Genomic DNA, 15,644 nt, shown 5'->3' with positions numbered 1-15,644 from the left:
ACGCGCCCCAAGAACCGCGCAGCAAGAGGCTACGCGCCGAAAGCGGAAAGGATGGTGCGCAGCTTCAGGTCGATTTCCTCGTACTCGGCGTCCGCATCGCTCTCGCCGACGATGCCGCAGCCGCCGTAGACATAGCCCATCTCGCCGTCGAAAACGCCGGTGCGCAGGGCCACGGAAAACTCGCCGTCGCCGGCGCCGTCCACGAAACCGCAGGCTCCCGCATAGAATCCGCGGTTGTAGGGCTCGATGGCCCGCAGCAGCATCTTCGCCTCCCCCACCGGCGTGCCGGCCACGGCGGGGGTGGGATGCAGGTCCTCCATGAGGTCGGCCAGCGTGATGCCAGCGAGCACACGGGCGCGGGCCGGCGTGAACAGGTGCTGCACGTGGGCAAGCCGCATGATCTCGGGCACGGTGGGAACATCGACGTCGTAGCAAACGCGGTCAAGAACGCTGCGAATGAGCTGCACCACGTAATCGTGCTCGGCGCGGTTCTTCCCGTCGGCCAGAAGCGCCTCTGCCAGCGCGTCCGATTCCGCCGCCGTAGCTCCGGCAGGACATGTCCCCGCCAGGCACATCGATTCCACCACATCGCCGCGCTTGCGCACGAGCAGCTCAGGCGTGCAACCGCAAAAGAAGACGTCGGCGTAACGGTACAGAAGCACCGTGCCCCGGGCGTCGCCGTCGATGAGGTTCACGAGCAGATCCTTCGACGAGAAAGGATGCTCAGCCACAAGGCGCAACCGACGCGAGAGCACCACCTTCGACACCCGGCCCTCCCCAATGGCCGCAAGCGCCGCACCCATGGCCTCGTCCCAGGCCTCGCGAGAATCGGGCTCGAGGGAAAATGGAATGACCGCGCGTTGGCGGGGCGGTGCAGCGGCCACCATGCGCGTGAAGCGAGCCACGCGACCGGGATACACCGGACCGAGCGAGTTTACCTGGAGAAACCGCCCGCGTTCGTTCTCGATGAGCACGATTTCCGGCAGCATGAACCGCAGCCGCGGGAAGGAGGCCATCAACTCGTCGGCCGGCGCGGGATTGGTGGCGTCGAAGCGGTTGAACGAGAAGAACACCGGCGGCTGGCCGGCGCCAGCCCCACCGGCGACCTCACTAGCAGCCGCACCAGTCGCAACCTCACGCAGCGAGCTGCCCTCGCCGTACTCGTATTCCACATCGCGCAAACTGGGCAGCGCGATGCAGCGGCCGAGTCCCATATAGCGGGTCGGGTTCTGCTTGTCGTAGTAGACGAACTGGTCGGTGAATCCTTTCTGCAGCCAGCAGAACGCATCCACCACATCCGCCTCAATGGGCACATTGCACGTGTAGATTCGGGTCATCTTCCGTCCCTGTCGCCTTCGGAGCCACCACTGATTGCCGACTATTCTAACGCTTAACCGACAGCAATCCGCCAAGCAAGCCCATGATGCTCGAAAAACGGGGCGCCCCGAAGAACCAACCAAAACCTACCCGTTCCCAAATCAATGCCAACCAGTTAATTACACATTTACATACCCATTTAAGCGCGCGCTACCGACAAGCCCGCAACGAACAGCAAGCTTAAAAAGGAGGCACTCGCCTCCTTCAATCGACGCAAAGATGCGTTGAGGGAGATCATCGATGGCCGTTGATGACGCACGCCTGAGAGCGGCGGTTGACGCAATCACTGATGTTGAAGGGCTCTCTATGGATCCCGATTCCCTCGTTGAAGACGTCTATCTTCTCGCCTACGCCTTCCCCGAGGACGATGATTTCGAAGCGGCCGTCGCGAACACCTGCCGCGCCCTTACGGCGCTTATCGCCGAGCGCGTTAGTGCCAGCATGCTCAAGTACGAGTTCGACACTTGGTCGTCATACCATTACCAGCCCCGCGTCGCCCAAGGCGCCCGCGCCACCTGCCGCATCATATTCCGAGGCACCGAAGGCAGCATCGAGTCAGGGACTTCGGCCACCGCCGCATCCCCAAGGATTTCTACCAGCGCATGAGCAGCACCCATAATTAACAGCGCGCAGAGAGCGAGGCAATCTTAAGACCCTATGCGGCCATGAATACAAAGGCGCCCCATCGTTGAACGGAGCGCCCGTTTCGCTGTTTCTCATTCGCGCAGCAATATAGTTTCCCATAAACTGCCGTCCTACATCAGCGCTTTGCAGGCTTCCCAGGCGCCGCCGACCTCTTCGCCTACCACGCGGTAGATGCGGCGGGTGGAATCGTAGACGAGCGGCCGCATGCGGGCGAAGTCGACGCGGCCATCTTCCTGCCTTTCTTACGCAAACGCGTCCAAATGCTTTTCGATGAGTTTGAGGAACTCGGAAATATCGCCAAAGTAATTGGGATACAGCTTCGCGAGGTTTTCCTTGGAAGCTCCTTTTGTAAGGACCAGATCACGGCTACCGTCGCGGTCGGCGCCCTCCTCTTCGAAATATCGAGAAAGGGCCGCTATGGAATCAAGCGGTGTAAGCTCGAGCGTTTGCTCGTCCGCGACGAGGTCAACGAGATAGTAGTCGGCGACATCCCTATTCGCATCGTCGGAGAGAAAGTAGACGGCGTTACTGGCGGCTTTAAGCGTTTCCTTTGCCTCAATGGCATAAGACAACTCCGGCCTCCCGTCGGCGAGACCTCGAATAGCGCTCGCGTCAATTTCTCCCTGTTCTTCTAGTTGGGCAATAAGCACAGCCGCCTTCTTGAAAAACCGTCCAGCAGGGTTATCGATCTCATTGAATTTCAACCGACTTTTCACAGCCACATCGTGCATCTCCACTGCCGTTGCCCAAGCATGTTGAAGCACCGTCCGCAGCTGAACCTCAACAAACAGCTTATGGCCGCATTTCAGATCGCAATAATGCAAGATCGCATGTTTTCCGCGATAGCCACTCGGACGAGGGTATGCAATGTAATCATGGCGCTTCGTTTTCGGAGCATCGAATGCAGGCAGGCAAGCGATCTCGCTATAGACACGCTCAAGTGTCGCTAGATCGGGCACCACCAGTCGGCATCCCGCAATGTCGTACATCGTCTGAAGATCGGAGGGAGCGTCCGGCCTTCCGAGCTTATCGACAATCGTCGGCAGCTTCTTGATTCGCCCCGCAATAAGCACGTCGGAGCCGACCGCGTTCAGGCCCTCTATATCCCCGAAGGCTCGCTGGAGCGCCTCGGCGTGAATCCCTCTCCAGTAATTCACAACCTCGAGCGCAGTCGCACGATCCTCGGAAGAAGAAAGCGGGGAAGTCAATGCCTCCCCCGCTTTTCCTACCTTGGTTTTCGAAATCCAATTTGCGCTCATGCGAACACCGGGTTGCCAGCCGGCCTCGTTTCGTAATAGGCCTTCATGCAACCGATAGCAATGGGCCTTTTCGATCGCGCATTGGGCGCTAGCCCACTGCGAGCATTAAGCCACGGAGCTTCGCTATGAGTCAATTCGCTGAGACTGGCTCCCGTCCAGTTCTTCAGGCAACCAACGACATGGTCGATCGCCGCGTATTCGTATTCTGTAAGAGCGTGCTCCAACAAAGGACCGAAAAAGCCGCGCGAAACTACGAATTCGCCTTTATGCCTCTTGAACAAATCTGGAGCCACGGGCCCATTTGCCCATGCCTCAAACTCTTCGGGGAAAAGCGGTGTTCCATGCTCAACCAGATAATACGCCTGGCTATAAAAAGTCAGCTTCTGGAGCTTCATGGTTGAAACACTTCCGAGACACTCGAGAATATACGCTGCCACGTCGACGACATGCGCCATAAAGCTCCTCCTTTCATTGGACTTTCATTCTACTCGATCAGTCAAGCGGGAATGCCACCAACCACGCCCTTTCCCTGACGCGCAAAAGGCATCGGGGGCTAAGCGCGGTGTTGCCTAAATCTCATACATCGCTTGGAAGACGTCCTCGCGTTGGATGAGAACCTGCATGGACAGGCGTTCGCCGTCGGCGGCCAGGCGCTCCTGCACGGTGTTGAAGTCGGCGACGGCAGGATCCAGCGTCACCATCATGGTCATGGAGAACATGCGGCCCTCGCCGAGAATCGTCTGGGAGATGTCATCGATGTTGGCGCCGCAGTCGGCCAGCGTCGTGGCGATGGCAGCCACCACGCCGGAGCGGTCCTTGCCGAGGACGGAGATGACGCACTTCATGGGAAACCTTCTTTCTAGTGGGGACGGAATCCTTCAACTCGCTTGCGCCCGCTTAGGCTGGCGCGGGCAGATGCTTCATGCTCGCCCGCAGCGAAACGGGCATCGCTTTAGTGGCGGAAAATCAGCGACAGCGCCTCGGAACGCGCGTCGGCGTCGGTTTCGAAGCAGCCGCGCACGGCCCGCGTGGTCGTTTTTGCGCCCGGCTTCTTCACGCCGCGCATGGACATGCACATATGCTCGGCCTCCAGCACCACGATGACGCCGGCGGGATGCAGCGCTTCCACCAGCGTGTCGGCGATCTGCCCGGTCAGGCGCTCCTGCACCTGGGGGCGCTTGGCGAAGCCGTCCACAAGCCGTGCCAGCTTCGAGATGCCGCAGATGCGGCCGTCCTCGCCGGGAATGTAGGCCACGTGCGCCCGCCCGAAGAACGGCGCCAAATGGTGCTCGCACATGCTGTAGAAGGGGATGTCGCCCACCAGCACGATCTCGCTGTGGCCCTCGTCGAAGGTCACGTCGAAATGGCGCGACGGGTCTTCCTCCAGGCCCCCGAGCACTTCCTCGTACATACGGGCCACGCGCGCGGGCGTTTCCAGCAGCCCCTCGCGGTTGGGGTCTTCTCCAATACCTTCCAAAATCAGGCGCACGCCTGCTTCAATCTTCGCTGTATCCACGGTTGTCGTAACTCCTTGTAAACGGTTGGGGCCATGTTATCACGACGCTATAGACGCGCGGCGAAAGAGCGGGATAATACCAAGACAGAAGGCATCACACGAGAAGGGACTGCCCATGAAAGGCCTCCTCGCCGAGTTCAAGGAATTCATCAACCGCGGCAACGTGATCGACATGGCCGTCGGCATCATCATCGGCGCGGCGTTCACCGCTATCGTCACGTCGCTGACCGAGGACATCATCAACCCGCTCATCAAGCTCATCACCGGGGGCAATGGCACCGACGTGGCCGGCCTCACCATCCCCGTGGCAGGTACCGCCAACGGCATCGACTTCGGAGCCTTCATCAGCGCCATCATCAACTTCCTCATTGTGGCCTGGGTGGTGTTCATGATCGTGAAGGCCTTCAACAAGATGAAGGACGGCACGGCGAAGCTGCCCTTCCTCAAGAACGCCAAGGGCGAGGAAGTCATCGAGCACGCTCCCACCTGCCCCTTCTGCCTGGAGGAGATCAACGTGGGCGCCACCCGCTGCCCCCACTGCACCGCCGAGCTGCCCGCTCCTGCCGCGGTGACCGTGGAGGTCGTGGCGAAGTGACGGGCTCGCAACGCGACGCTGCCCCGAATGCACGGTACGACCGCGCGCATCGTGCATTCGGGGCTTCTTTGCCGCCAGACAGCCCCCTCCGCAGGCATTTCGCGCCCCAAAATGACGATGCGACCGTGCGCATCGTGCATTTGAGCCACTGCGCCCCCTTTTCAAGGGCATCCAAGCTCTTATGCTGCCCCGAACGAGCGATGCGACTGAGCGCATCGTCATTTTGGGGCAGCACGCCAGATGGATACCGCGTGGGATACGTGCCTACTTGTGGTAGGGTTCGCCGCGGGAGATCTTGAAGGCGCGGTAGATCTGCTCGAGCAGCACTACCCGGGCCAGGTTGTGGGGCAGCGTGATGGGACCGAAGGAGAAGGTCTCGTCGGCCCGGGCGCGCACAGCCTCGCTCACACCGTCCGAGCCGCCGATGACGAAGACCAGGTCGCTGTCCCCGCGCAAGGCCAGCTCGTCCAGGTGCTGAGAGAAACCCATGCTGGAGCGCTGCTTCCCCTCGATGGCCATGAGAATGACCCGCGCCCCTTCCGGGACCACGGCCAGGATGCCCTCGCCCTCGCGATCGCGGGCCGCCTCCACGCCCCCAGCCCGGGCCGGATCCACATCCGCGATCTCGGCCACAGCCACCTTGGCATAGGGCCGCAGCCGCTTCAGGTACTCGTCGCAGGCCGCCGTCCAGAACTTCTCCTTCAGCTTGCCTACGGCAATAACGGTAATGCGCAACATGACGGTCCTTTCAAACGAGGCTCTGCGCAGCCGGAACAGGGCGCGGCCGGGATAGGGCGCAGCCGAGAGGGCGCGACGAGCGCCCGACCGTCCCTCCGAAGCCGCGAGAGACGCAGACGACCTTACGCAAGATCCAGATCGAGGCCAACGGGGCAGTGGTCGGAGCCCTCTACGTCGTCGTAAATGCTCGCGGCCACCACCGCGTCACGCAGGGCGTCGCTCACGAGGAAGTAGTCGATGCGCCATCCCGCGTTGGTGGAACGGGCGCGGAACCGATAGCTCCACCAGGTGTAGCGCCCCGTCTCCTCGGGATGCAGCAGGCGGAACGTGTCGGTGAAGCCCGCATCCAAAAGCTCGGTGAACTTCCCGCGCTCCTCGTCGGAAAAGCCCGAGGCCCCGCGGTTGGGACCGGGGTTCTTCAGGTCGATCTCCTGATGGGCCACGTTGAAGTCGCCGCACATCACCACGGGCTTCGGGTCGCTCGCCTCGCCGCTCGGCAGGATGCCGGCCTCCAGCCCCTTGCAGAAGTCGCGGAAGGCGTCGTCCCATTCCATGCGGTGGTCGATGCGGGCCAGCTCGTTCTGAGAGTTCGGCGTGTACACGTTCACGAACCAGAAACCGGGAAACTCGCAGGCCACAATGCGCCCCTCGGCATCCAGATAGTCGTTGCCCAGGCCGTGCAGCACGCGCAGGGGCTCTTCGCGGGTGAACACCACGGTGCCCGAATAGCCCTTCTTCTCGGCGGCGCTCCAATACTGGTGGTAGCCGGGCAGCTCCAGCTCCACCTGGCCCACCTGGCACTTGGTTTCCTGCAGGGCGAAGATGTCGGCATCGAAGGCGTCGAACACTTCCAGGAAATTCTTCTTCAGCACGGCGCGGATGCCGTTCACGTTCCACGAAACGAATCGCATGGGACTCCTTTACTGCAAAAGGCCCCGGTCTCTCCGGGGCCTTTCATGATACTCGAGCGGACGGAATATCCCTACTGCCAGTCCGAACCGATGAGGATGAGGAAATCGCCCTCGTACATATACTCGCCGTTGGTGTTCTGCACGGCGCGGCCGCAGCCCAGGGCGTCGATGAGCTCCTCGGCGTAGACGCGCTGGTCCGGCGTGTCGAAGACCACGACGGTCTCCTCGTAGCTGAAGGAGTTGGCGTTGCTGGCATCGGCCGTGTAGCCCAAGGGCTTAATACGCTCCAAGGCCTCGGCGCCCACGCCGTTGATGCCGTTGCCGTTCTTGATGGTGACGATGCCCGTGCGGCTCTCGCCGAAGGTCTTACGGGTGCCATCGACGCCCTGGACGCCCTCGCTGTCGCTGGAAGCGGGAGTGCCGTCGCCCACGCTGGCGAGCACGGTGCCGTTCAGCTCGTCAATCTCATCTTCCTCCGTGGGGGGCAGGCCCTCGCGCACCCGGTTCATCATCTTCTGCCAAGCGGCCGTGTCCAGCTTCTCGTACCAAGTGTCGTTGCGATACTCGCTTTCCGTCGGCTCCATGGCGGAATAGATGTCGGTGCTCGGATCGATACCCTGCATAGACCCAGCCAAGGCGATGATATCGGACACGGTGAAGTCGGTGGTCACATACTGGGACAGAGTCTCCACCGACTTGGTGATAGTGCCGATATCGGAGGAGAGCACCTTCTTGGCAATGGCACCGAGCACCAGGCGCTGGTTCGCCGCACGGTAGCGGTCGCCGTCGCCGTACTCGTCGTAGGAATGGCGGCTGCGGCACAGGATGAGCGCCTGCTCACCCGTGAGATTCTGCTCGCCGGCCGGCACGTAGCCGCCCGCCTCGTCGTCGTCGATCTCCATGGGCACATCCACGGTCACGCCGCCAAGAGCATCCACCACTTCTTCGAAGCCGTCGAAGTTGATCTCGGCATAGTGGGAAATGGGCACGCCGGCCATCTGGGACACAGTCTTGATGGCCAGGGCCGGCCCGCCAATGGCGTAGGCAGCGTTCAGCTTCTGCACGCCATTGCCCTCGATCTCCACCTCGGTATCGCGATGGAGCGACACCATGGTGACCTTCTTGTTCTGGGGATCAACCCGAGCGAGAATCATGGAGTCGGAGCGGAAGGTGTCGCCCGCATACTGGGTGGATTCCGACCGTGCCTCGGACTTGTCGGTGCCGAGCAGCAGCATGTAGAAGGTGCCGCCCTCGTAGGAGGGCACCGGCTGGAGCGCCTCCTTCACCTCGGGTGTGACGTCCTCGTTCATGTTGTTGTCGAGCTTGCTCACGTAGCCGTAGGTGGCGAAGGCCACGCCGCCGACTCCGAGGACGCCCACCAGCACGATGGCCAGCACGGCCACGAGGATGCGGTTGCGCTTCTTACGGCGGCGGTCCCGCGCGTAGTCGTCGCCGGCCGCACCGCGGGAATAGGGGTTGTCGCCCACGGGCAGGCCGGGAGTGGCGCCCAAGGTGGCACCGCCAAGGGCCTGCTGCTTGGGGGCCACAGGCTGAGAAAGGCGGGGGTTGTGCGATTGGCTCAGCGGCTGGGAGTGCCGCGGGTTGTTCGTTTGCCCGACCGGCTGGGAATGGCGGGGATTATTCGTCTGGCCCACCGGCTGGGAGGCGTGCTGGGCACGGGGATTATTGCTTCCTGACGTTTCGGTCATCCGGGGCGGTCTCGCTTTCGTATTTCCGGTGCCATGGCATGGCGCCATAGACCTCGACATCTTGGTTATCGAGGTAACATTTTGGTAAAAAGCGGCCCCCCGCGCAACTGCGAGCCTTTCATTAGCAGTGAAAAGCCACAGGAAGCGGCCAGTATATTCACATTTTGACCGCGCCAACCACGAGCGGGAAGGTACGAAATGGATCGGCGCGACCCTCTAGGAAAGGCGCTTCGTCATGACCTCGTTGGCGGCGAGCTCCGCGCGGTTGTCGAGGGGCGCGAGCGCCGGGACGGCCTCCTCCATGCGAGTTGCGCGGCGCTCGAGGGCGCGGGCTAGCAGCCAGTCGGCCACCTCGGGGTTCTTCGAGAGGAGGGGGCCGTGGGAGTAGGTGCCCACCACGTTCTTGTAGCGGGCCCCCTCGACCCGGTCGTCATCGTTGTTGCCGCGACCACACGACGAGACCACGCGGCCAAAGCCCTCGACGCCCTCGCCCAGGTAGGTGCGGCCGGCATGGTTCTCGTAGCCCACGACGGGGTGGCTGGCCAGGGGCGATTCCAGCACCATGTTGTCGATGAGGCGGTCTGCCGAGGTGCCAGGACGCCGCGTTTCCATATCGAGAATGCCGAGGCCTTCCACCAGCTCGTCGCCCCACAGCCACTGGCGGCCCAAGATCTGGTAGCCCCCGCAGATAGCCAGCAGGGGGCCGTCACCCTCCACGTAAGCGGCCAGGTCCCCCTTCATGGCCAGCAGCTGCTCGCTCGCCAGCTTCTGCTCACGGTCGGGACCGCCGCCCAAAAACACGAGATCGACCTGGGAAAGATCGATCGATTCGCCATGACCGACCCGGCGCACCTCCACGGGAATGCCGCGCCAGCGCAGACGCTGTTCCAAGATGCGCACGTTGCCCCCGTCGCCGTAGAGGTTCAGCAGGTCGGGCAGCAGGTGCGCGATCACCACGGGGGCTGCCGCCTCGGCCGGAGGCTCGGACGGCGCGGCCCCAGCAGCCTCGGTAGCCTCGGCAGGTTCGGTAGCCTCGGCAGCCTCCGCCGCGGCCCCGGTCTCCTCCCCGCCTACTGCCCGGGGCTCTTCCGTTCTCACAGTCGCCTTTGCAGCCCCAGCCGCTCCCGCACGAGTCCCCTCAGCTGTTTCCATGGCATCGAGGGCGTCGTGCACGGGGGGCAGCGCCGTGTAGTTCGCGATGGCGTAGACCGCCGCGTCGGTGGGCATCTGGCCCGCTGCCGTAAGGGCACCCAGGCGGTCGAAGGCATCGTCGATGGATTCGATCACCGCGGCCTCGATGCCCGCGTACTTCAGGCGCACAGCCAGGTCATGGGCCCGGGAACCGCCAGCGAACACCACGGTGTCGGGCTGACCGGCCAGCTCCTCGAAGTCGATATCCCAAATCCAGGAGATGTCGCGGCCGTCGGCCACCTGGTCGTTGATGAAGAAGGCCACCATCTTAGGGCCACCATCGGCCTCCACGATCTTCAGGTTCTGGTTGAAGCCCGTGGGGTTCTTCGCCAAGTTCAGCAGCACGTCGCGGCCACCAAGACGATAGCGCTGCAAGCGCCCGTTGCGCGGGTTGAAAGCATCCACGGCCCGCTGGAAGGCCGGAGTCGGGACGCCCACCTCGCGGCAAAGGGCGTAGGCCGCCACCAGGTTGTAGGCGGCATAGGGCGTGGCCTGAGGCGTGCGCACCCGCTCGCAGGCTGCAGGGCCGCAGATTTCCATGGACACACCGTCCGTGCCGAGCTTGATGTCGCGACCGGCGTAGGCAAGCTCGGGCCGCGCGAAGTCGCAGCGCTCGCAGAAATAGTCGCCGAGCTGGCCGTATTGGCGGTAGCGGTACTGGATCATGCCATCGCACTGCTGACACATCTGGGCGTCGGCCACGGTGTTCTGGGCCAGATCCATGGACTCGTCCAGGCCGAAGACGACAGTGCGGTTGTCCACCGCAGCCGCAATGCGGGCGCACAGCGGGTCGTCGGCATTGTACACGAGCACGGTATCGGGCGAGGCGGTCAGGGCGCTGGCGATGGAGGTTTGGATGCGGTCGATCTCCCCGCAGCGGTCCAGCTGATCGCGGAACAGGTTCAGCAACAGCACGTAGTTCGAGCGCAGGCGCGGGAGCACATGGGCGAGCCACAGCTCATCGCATTCGAAGACGCCCCACTGAGCCGCCGGCTGCTGGAGCAACGCCGAGGCAATGCCCGCGGCCAGATTCGCCCCGGTGCGGTTGCAGATGATGGTGCGCCCGGCCGCTTCGAAGGCATCGGCCAGCAGGTTGTTCGTGGAAGTCTTCCCGTTGGTGCCCACGGTGATGACCGAGCCCTCGGCGCACTTCCCGCGCAACTCGCCCAGCAGCGACGGGTCCATCTTGAGCGCGATCTTCCCCGGCAGATTCGCCGCCGGGCGATGGGCCACGTGACGCAACCCCCAGGTAGATACCGCACCAGTCGCCTTCGCGAGCGTAAACCTCAAGCTCATAGATGCACCTCGTTGTCTTCAGGGGAGACGGCACTGCGCAGTGCCGCACCCGGACGGAACGGGCCGCCCGTTTTCAGGCCATGCTCCCCGCTTTTCCAATGGCGACCAGTATAGCGAAGGGCGCGGGCAGCGCCTACCGCCTCCCTGCATCCCCCATATCGCTGCGCCCCGGCCCCGGGAGCCTCCGCCGAGCACGTGGCGCCGCGTCCAGCCCCCCCTCTGCGGGCAGTCCCAGCCGCGCAACGCCGCACCCGGCTCTCCTCCCGATAATCCCGCACCTGGAAAACCTCGTCCCCCAATGGCTTCTCGCCATAGGGAACGGCGAGAAGCCGCAGTGAAATTATCCAGCCCGACCGCTTGCGAAGACGCGCCCTGTTCGCTATACTAGACAGTCGCTTCGCAAGAAGCGTTTTGCCAACGTGGCTCAGCTGGTAGAGCAACGCACTCGTAATGCGTAGGTCAGCGGTTCGAATCCGCTCGTTGGCTCCACAAAACCGCAGGTCAGAAGCAATTTCTGACCTGCTTTTATTTTGTCGAAACTATAGTACAGATGTTTCTTTTTACCCCTAAAACCACCTAAAACCCCCTAAGATATTGCACGTTGTTACACGATTTCCCGCAATAGAAAAGCACTCCGATCTGGCTAAAGATCGGAGTGCTTAATTCGCATTATTGCACAGAAGGGCTGCGTTCGCAGATCTGCGGATCCGATTACACCTTCAGCAGATAGTCGCCGGATTCAGGTTTGCCGGTGTGCTTGCCAACAGCCACGTAGCGCTTCTTTCCGCTGTAAGCGGTGTACTGGCCCCAAACATAACCCTCGGCGATAGTGTAGCGATCATCGAGCACCACGGTCTGCCCCCGCGTATAGGAGGCAACGACGGAAGCTTTCGGCGATGGCGCGTCGCGCACATTGAGCTTCGAGGCGTTGCAGCGATAGGTACCGCCGAACTTGCCGTCGACTTTCGAACCGGATGCGCCCGACGTGTTGGCAGGCGGCTTCGGCGAAGCAGGGGGCTTTGCAGACACGACGTTCCCCGCGACGGCCTGCACGAAAGCGTTCGTCAGATCGGCCCAGGACGTCGAGTCCCATGCCGCCTCGTCCTCCTTGTCGTCCACGAAGCAGACCTCGAGAAGAACGGCCGGCATCGTCGTCTTGCGGAGGACGTAGAAGCTGCCGCCCTTGGCTCCGCGATCGCGGATTCCGAGGGCGCCGGCGACGTTGGCCGACATCTTCTTCGCGACGCTCTTCGCCAGGTCGCCCTTCGTCTTCTCGTAAATCCAAGTCTCGGTACCAGTGGGTTTGTTGTCGGGATCGCCGCTGCCGTCATTGAAGTGGATCGCGACGAACAGGTCGGCGCCGCTGGCGTTGGCCAGACGTACCTCTTCGGCCAGCTCGGCGTTTTGGCTTGCCTCCTCGTTGCTGCAGTTGACCACGGTGTGGCCGGCCGCAGCCAGGGCCGAGATCAGCTTTGCCACATAAGCTCGGTCGCACTGGTATTCGTCCAGGTACTTGCTTGCCCCGGGCGCCTTCTTCGAGTGGCCGCCGGCGATTGCGATCTTCATGCTACTTCTCCTCTTTCCAGACGGCATGGCGGATGATGGCCATGAGCGTCATGTTGTTGTCCTTCCACCACGCGACCACCAGGCCGATGATGGCGAGTACCGACGTCACCGCTGCCGCGAGTCTGTCGGCGTCAACTACGCCCGTCGCGATGAGGGCGACGAGAACGATGAGCACGAGCGGGAACACAAGGCGCAGGATGCCGAAAAGGCGCTCCTCATCAACCTTCTCCTGCTCTACCATCGGCTCGGCGTCATTCGTCTCTTCCATTGCTGATCTCCTTTCACTTGAAGAGCGCATCCGCTATCTCCTGGACGTTGTTGTCGATCGTGTGCACCGTCGCGTGCACGTCCTGCATCTGCCGTCCCAGCACGCGCGAACCCTCCTGGGATATTTCGAGCCGGGCATTGTTTGTTTCCATGAGACGGCTCATGGCCTCGATGGCAGCGGTGGACCGGTTCGACGCCTCGATCGTCTGACGCTGCAGCGCCATCATCTCGGCATCGGTCTGGGCGCGGTGCTGCTGCTCCTCGATCTTCCTCTGCTCGCGCTTCTCCTCAAGATCGAGTCTCTTCGATTCGACCTCTCGTTGCAGGTTCAGCTGGGCCTCGCTGCTCCGCGCCTCGAACTCAAGTTGCTTCTCCTTGCCCGATCTCATCTCCTTGGCTATGAGCACGGCCGCGACGATGAGGGCCACGGCGATCGTCACCACGGCCAGCAGCATGGGCTCCGCAGCAAGGCCGTCGGCCGTATGTACAGCTGCCTCCTCCATACGGGTCCTTCCTCTGGCATGATTCTCTTCGCCGACTATATCGCCGGCGTGAGATATCTAGAGATCGGAGCCATAGTGAGCACTCTGCAGATGACCATTGACCAGATAGCGACCGAACACTACCTGCCTGAGAAGCGGCGGCGCCGGAGGACCAACACCGTGGACGGCTACGAGTCGAGCATCAGGCTGTACGTGCTGCCGGCGTGGGGCGCCATGACCATCTCGGAGATCACAAAGGACGCCGTGCAGGAGTGGGTGGACGGTCTTCCGGAGCTTTGCGGCCCCGGAGGCGCAAAAAAGGCCTACAAGTGCCTCCGGCAGGTCATTCGCTGGGCCATCGACAAGTGGGGGCTCTACGTGGCGGATCCCACGCGCGGCATCGAGCTGCCCCGCCAGCCCCTCTACCGCTGCGAGACGCTGACGCACCGGCGGCTGAAGAGGCTGATCCGCGGCATGGTTGGGTGCGAGTGCGAGGCGACGTTCATCCTATCCTCGTCGCTCGGATTGAGGCCCGGGGAGAGCTACGCCTTGCGCTGGGAGCAGATCAACTGGCGCACGGGACTGGTGCCGATTCGGGCCACGCTGCAGCTCGCGTCCGACGGGCTGCATGAGTGGCCGACGAAGACGGTCAAGAGCGAGCGGGATCTGTACCTGCCTCCCTGGGCGCTCGACAGGCTCCATCAGATATGGGTCGATCGGGGGCGCCCGCGCGGCAGGATCATCGCCGACTACTCGCCGCAGCAGGTCTCCTACCGCATCGCCCGGTGGATAAAGACTCACCGTCTGCCGAAGATCACCATGCGCAATCTGCGCCACACCTGGGCGACGATCGCGGCGCAGTCGGGCGTCGGCATCGAGCTCGTGGCATCGATGCTCGGCCACACCAACGTGCAGACCTGCTACCGCTACTACTACGCGATGACCCGAGCCGCGGCCACGAGGGCCCAGCGCAAGGTCTCTCGGCGCCTGTTGGGTAAAACTTGCGATGACATGTACAAGGGCATAATCCTGACCCCAGCATGGCCCGAACAGGTTCCCAAGGCCGCCTAAGCGATTCGCTGTCCCGGGAACCATTTGCCACTAAGACATTCGCGGGGGATCTCGACGATTGCCCCCTTGGTGCGTCAGCAATAAAGCAGGACACAGCCAATGCTCCCTTGGCCGGAATGTGCGGCTTTTGCCTTACCGTGAGAGCAACGAATCTGTGGTTCTGGCAGATCGTGTTCCACACGGAAAGTCCAGCTGTGTACATCCGGAGAAAGATCAACGCCGGCGCATGGACGGCATGGGTCGCCCTATAGCTTCGCCCACGCCGACCACACGCCGTCCGCGTTGATCTTCCACCGCACGTAAACCCCCTTGCTGAAGCCGAGCTGGTAGCGCCACAGATACGTATCGTCGATGTTCGTGTAGTTCGCCAGCACCAAAATAAAGCCGAAGCTGTCGGCAATCGGTGCGTTGGCCGTGCAGGGGTTGAACTGCCATAGGCCAGCCATCAGGAGATTTGCATCAGCCGCGTAGCCGCTTCTGGCGAGCGTGTCAGCTCGGGACAGCGAATCACACCCCTTTGAATTTGCATATTTCGACACCAGCAAGGATAAACGCGATTTCCTTTGACGTCACTCTAAACGAGATTTGCAGCAGCTTGTCTCCGCGCAATGCCTCAAGCCAAACATTGTCGTTTGCGTCTGATCCCACTAATGACGCATTAGTCATGTTGTACGCTTTGACGAATTGGGACAGCGAATGCCTAACTACTGGCGCTCCATCGGCAAATGGTCTTCTTGGCATCGACGTTGAACAACAGCAGCGCATGGGCCGACTCGTCAACGACGAGCGCCCGTCGGCCCATATCGCTGCTGGCCAATAACTGTATAGGTTGACCGGCATCTGGGTTTGCATCAACAAAGACCCTGCTCGTTTTGGATGTCGCGCTCACGAATTGGGACAGCGAATATCAGTCGAACCTAATAATCCCGATCAGCTTACCGTAAAGGCCGCTTGAATCGCTGTACAGGCACAGTCGCCTCCCGTCAGTGTCCAACCACCAGTAGATTTCGTCATGTTGCGA

Annotated in this window: 16 protein-coding genes and 1 tRNA gene; 4 read left to right on the top strand and 13 right to left on the bottom strand. The window is 62.1% G+C overall.

Features of this window, described 5'->3' with window-relative positions:
• Positions 1-29 precede the first annotated feature (29 nt).
• Positions 30-1,337, bottom strand: a complete 1,308-nt coding sequence (locus F8D48_RS05530; protein WP_151430337.1) for an isochorismate synthase — start codon at positions 1,335-1,337, stop codon at positions 30-32.
• 280 nt (positions 1,338-1,617) lie between these two features.
• Between F8D48_RS05530 and F8D48_RS05525 the strand changes: the two genes are divergently transcribed.
• The gene (locus F8D48_RS05525) at positions 1,618-1,983 is read left to right on the top strand and encodes a hypothetical protein (protein WP_114540095.1); all 366 of its coding nucleotides are present in this window, start codon (positions 1,618-1,620) and stop codon (positions 1,981-1,983) included.
• A gap of 281 nt (positions 1,984-2,264) precedes the next feature.
• Here F8D48_RS05525 and F8D48_RS05515 read toward each other — a convergent pair whose 3' ends face one another.
• From F8D48_RS05515 to folE, 4 genes are all read right to left on the bottom strand, one after another.
• Positions 2,265-3,281: a RelA/SpoT domain-containing protein gene (locus F8D48_RS05515; RefSeq protein WP_114540094.1), complete on the bottom strand. Its 1,017-nt coding sequence runs from the start codon at positions 3,279-3,281 to the stop codon at positions 2,265-2,267.
• Positions 3,278-3,736 (bottom strand): Panacea domain-containing protein, encoded by a 459-nt coding sequence (locus F8D48_RS05510; protein WP_114548573.1) that lies wholly within the window; start codon positions 3,734-3,736, stop codon positions 3,278-3,280. Before F8D48_RS05510 ends, F8D48_RS05515 begins: the two co-directional genes overlap by 4 nt.
• 114 nt (positions 3,737-3,850) lie before the next feature.
• A complete protein-coding gene (locus tag F8D48_RS05505) occupies positions 3,851-4,126 on the bottom strand; it encodes an ACT domain-containing protein (protein WP_022741206.1) in 276 nt (91 codons plus the stop codon).
• Between the two features lie 107 nt (positions 4,127-4,233).
• Positions 4,234-4,797: a GTP cyclohydrolase I FolE gene (gene folE / locus F8D48_RS05500; protein WP_151430335.1), complete on the bottom strand. Its 564-nt coding sequence runs from the start codon at positions 4,795-4,797 to the stop codon at positions 4,234-4,236.
• 115 nt (positions 4,798-4,912) lie between these two features.
• On the opposite strand from folE, the gene mscL reads away from it, so the two are divergent.
• Positions 4,913-5,392 carry a large conductance mechanosensitive channel protein MscL gene (mscL, locus tag F8D48_RS05495; RefSeq protein WP_028026051.1) on the top strand — a complete coding sequence of 160 codons (480 nt, stop codon included), beginning with the start codon at positions 4,913-4,915 and terminating at the stop codon, positions 5,390-5,392.
• A gap of 264 nt (positions 5,393-5,656) precedes the next feature.
• On the opposite strand, the gene rlmH is transcribed toward mscL, so the two are convergent.
• From rlmH to F8D48_RS05475, 4 genes are all read right to left on the bottom strand, one after another.
• Positions 5,657-6,130 (bottom strand): 23S rRNA (pseudouridine(1915)-N(3))-methyltransferase RlmH, encoded by a 474-nt coding sequence (rlmH, locus tag F8D48_RS05490; protein WP_420868745.1) that lies wholly within the window; start codon positions 6,128-6,130, stop codon positions 5,657-5,659.
• Positions 6,131-6,252: 122 nt separating this feature from the next.
• Positions 6,253-7,041: an exodeoxyribonuclease III gene (locus F8D48_RS05485; RefSeq protein WP_151430333.1), complete on the bottom strand. Its 789-nt coding sequence runs from the start codon at positions 7,039-7,041 to the stop codon at positions 6,253-6,255.
• 71 nt (positions 7,042-7,112) lie between these two features.
• Entirely contained in the window at positions 7,113-8,750 is a 1,638-nt protein-coding gene (locus F8D48_RS05480; protein ID WP_151430330.1) for an LCP family protein, read from the bottom strand.
• 216 nt (positions 8,751-8,966) lie between these two features.
• Positions 8,967-11,237, bottom strand: coding sequence for a MurT ligase domain-containing protein (locus F8D48_RS05475; protein WP_151430328.1), 2,271 nt, complete (start codon positions 11,235-11,237; stop codon positions 8,967-8,969).
• Positions 11,238-11,650: 413 nt separating this feature from the next.
• On the opposite strand from F8D48_RS05475, the gene F8D48_RS05470 reads away from it, so the two are divergent.
• A tRNA-Thr gene (locus F8D48_RS05470) sits at positions 11,651-11,726 on the top strand.
• A gap of 222 nt (positions 11,727-11,948) precedes the next feature.
• Here the strand turns inward: F8D48_RS05470 and F8D48_RS05465 are convergent.
• Genes F8D48_RS05465 through F8D48_RS11630 form a run of 3 tightly spaced genes read right to left on the bottom strand, consistent with a single transcriptional unit; the run spans position 11,949 to position 13,573 of the window.
• Entirely contained in the window at positions 11,949-12,803 is an 855-nt protein-coding gene (locus F8D48_RS05465) for an N-acetylmuramoyl-L-alanine amidase (RefSeq protein ID WP_170272746.1), read from the bottom strand.
• 1 nt (position 12,804) lies between these two features.
• Complete coding sequence (locus F8D48_RS11635; protein WP_170272745.1) at positions 12,805-13,071, bottom strand: hypothetical protein; 267 nt, start codon at positions 13,069-13,071, stop codon at positions 12,805-12,807.
• 13 nt (positions 13,072-13,084) lie between these two features.
• The gene (locus F8D48_RS11630; RefSeq protein ID WP_170272744.1) at positions 13,085-13,573 is read right to left on the bottom strand and encodes a hypothetical protein; all 489 of its coding nucleotides are present in this window, start codon (positions 13,571-13,573) and stop codon (positions 13,085-13,087) included.
• A 75-nt stretch (positions 13,574-13,648) separates the two neighbouring features.
• Here F8D48_RS11630 and F8D48_RS11625 point away from each other — a divergent pair, with 75 nt between their 5' ends.
• Entirely contained in the window at positions 13,649-14,623 is a 975-nt protein-coding gene (locus tag F8D48_RS11625; protein ID WP_170272743.1) for a tyrosine-type recombinase/integrase, read from the top strand.
• Between the two features lie 245 nt (positions 14,624-14,868).
• Here F8D48_RS11625 and F8D48_RS05455 read toward each other — a convergent pair whose 3' ends face one another.
• Positions 14,869-15,069, bottom strand: coding sequence for a hypothetical protein (locus F8D48_RS05455; RefSeq protein ID WP_151430322.1), 201 nt, complete (start codon positions 15,067-15,069; stop codon positions 14,869-14,871).
• Between the last annotated feature and the right edge of the window lie 575 nt (positions 15,070-15,644).

It is taken from the genome of Adlercreutzia muris (assembly GCF_008831045.1).
Taxonomy (GTDB): domain Bacteria; phylum Actinomycetota; class Coriobacteriia; order Coriobacteriales; family Eggerthellaceae; genus Adlercreutzia; species Adlercreutzia muris.
The sequence above is the reverse complement of the archived record's forward strand: the minus strand, read 5'-3'. Positions and strand labels throughout refer to the sequence as shown.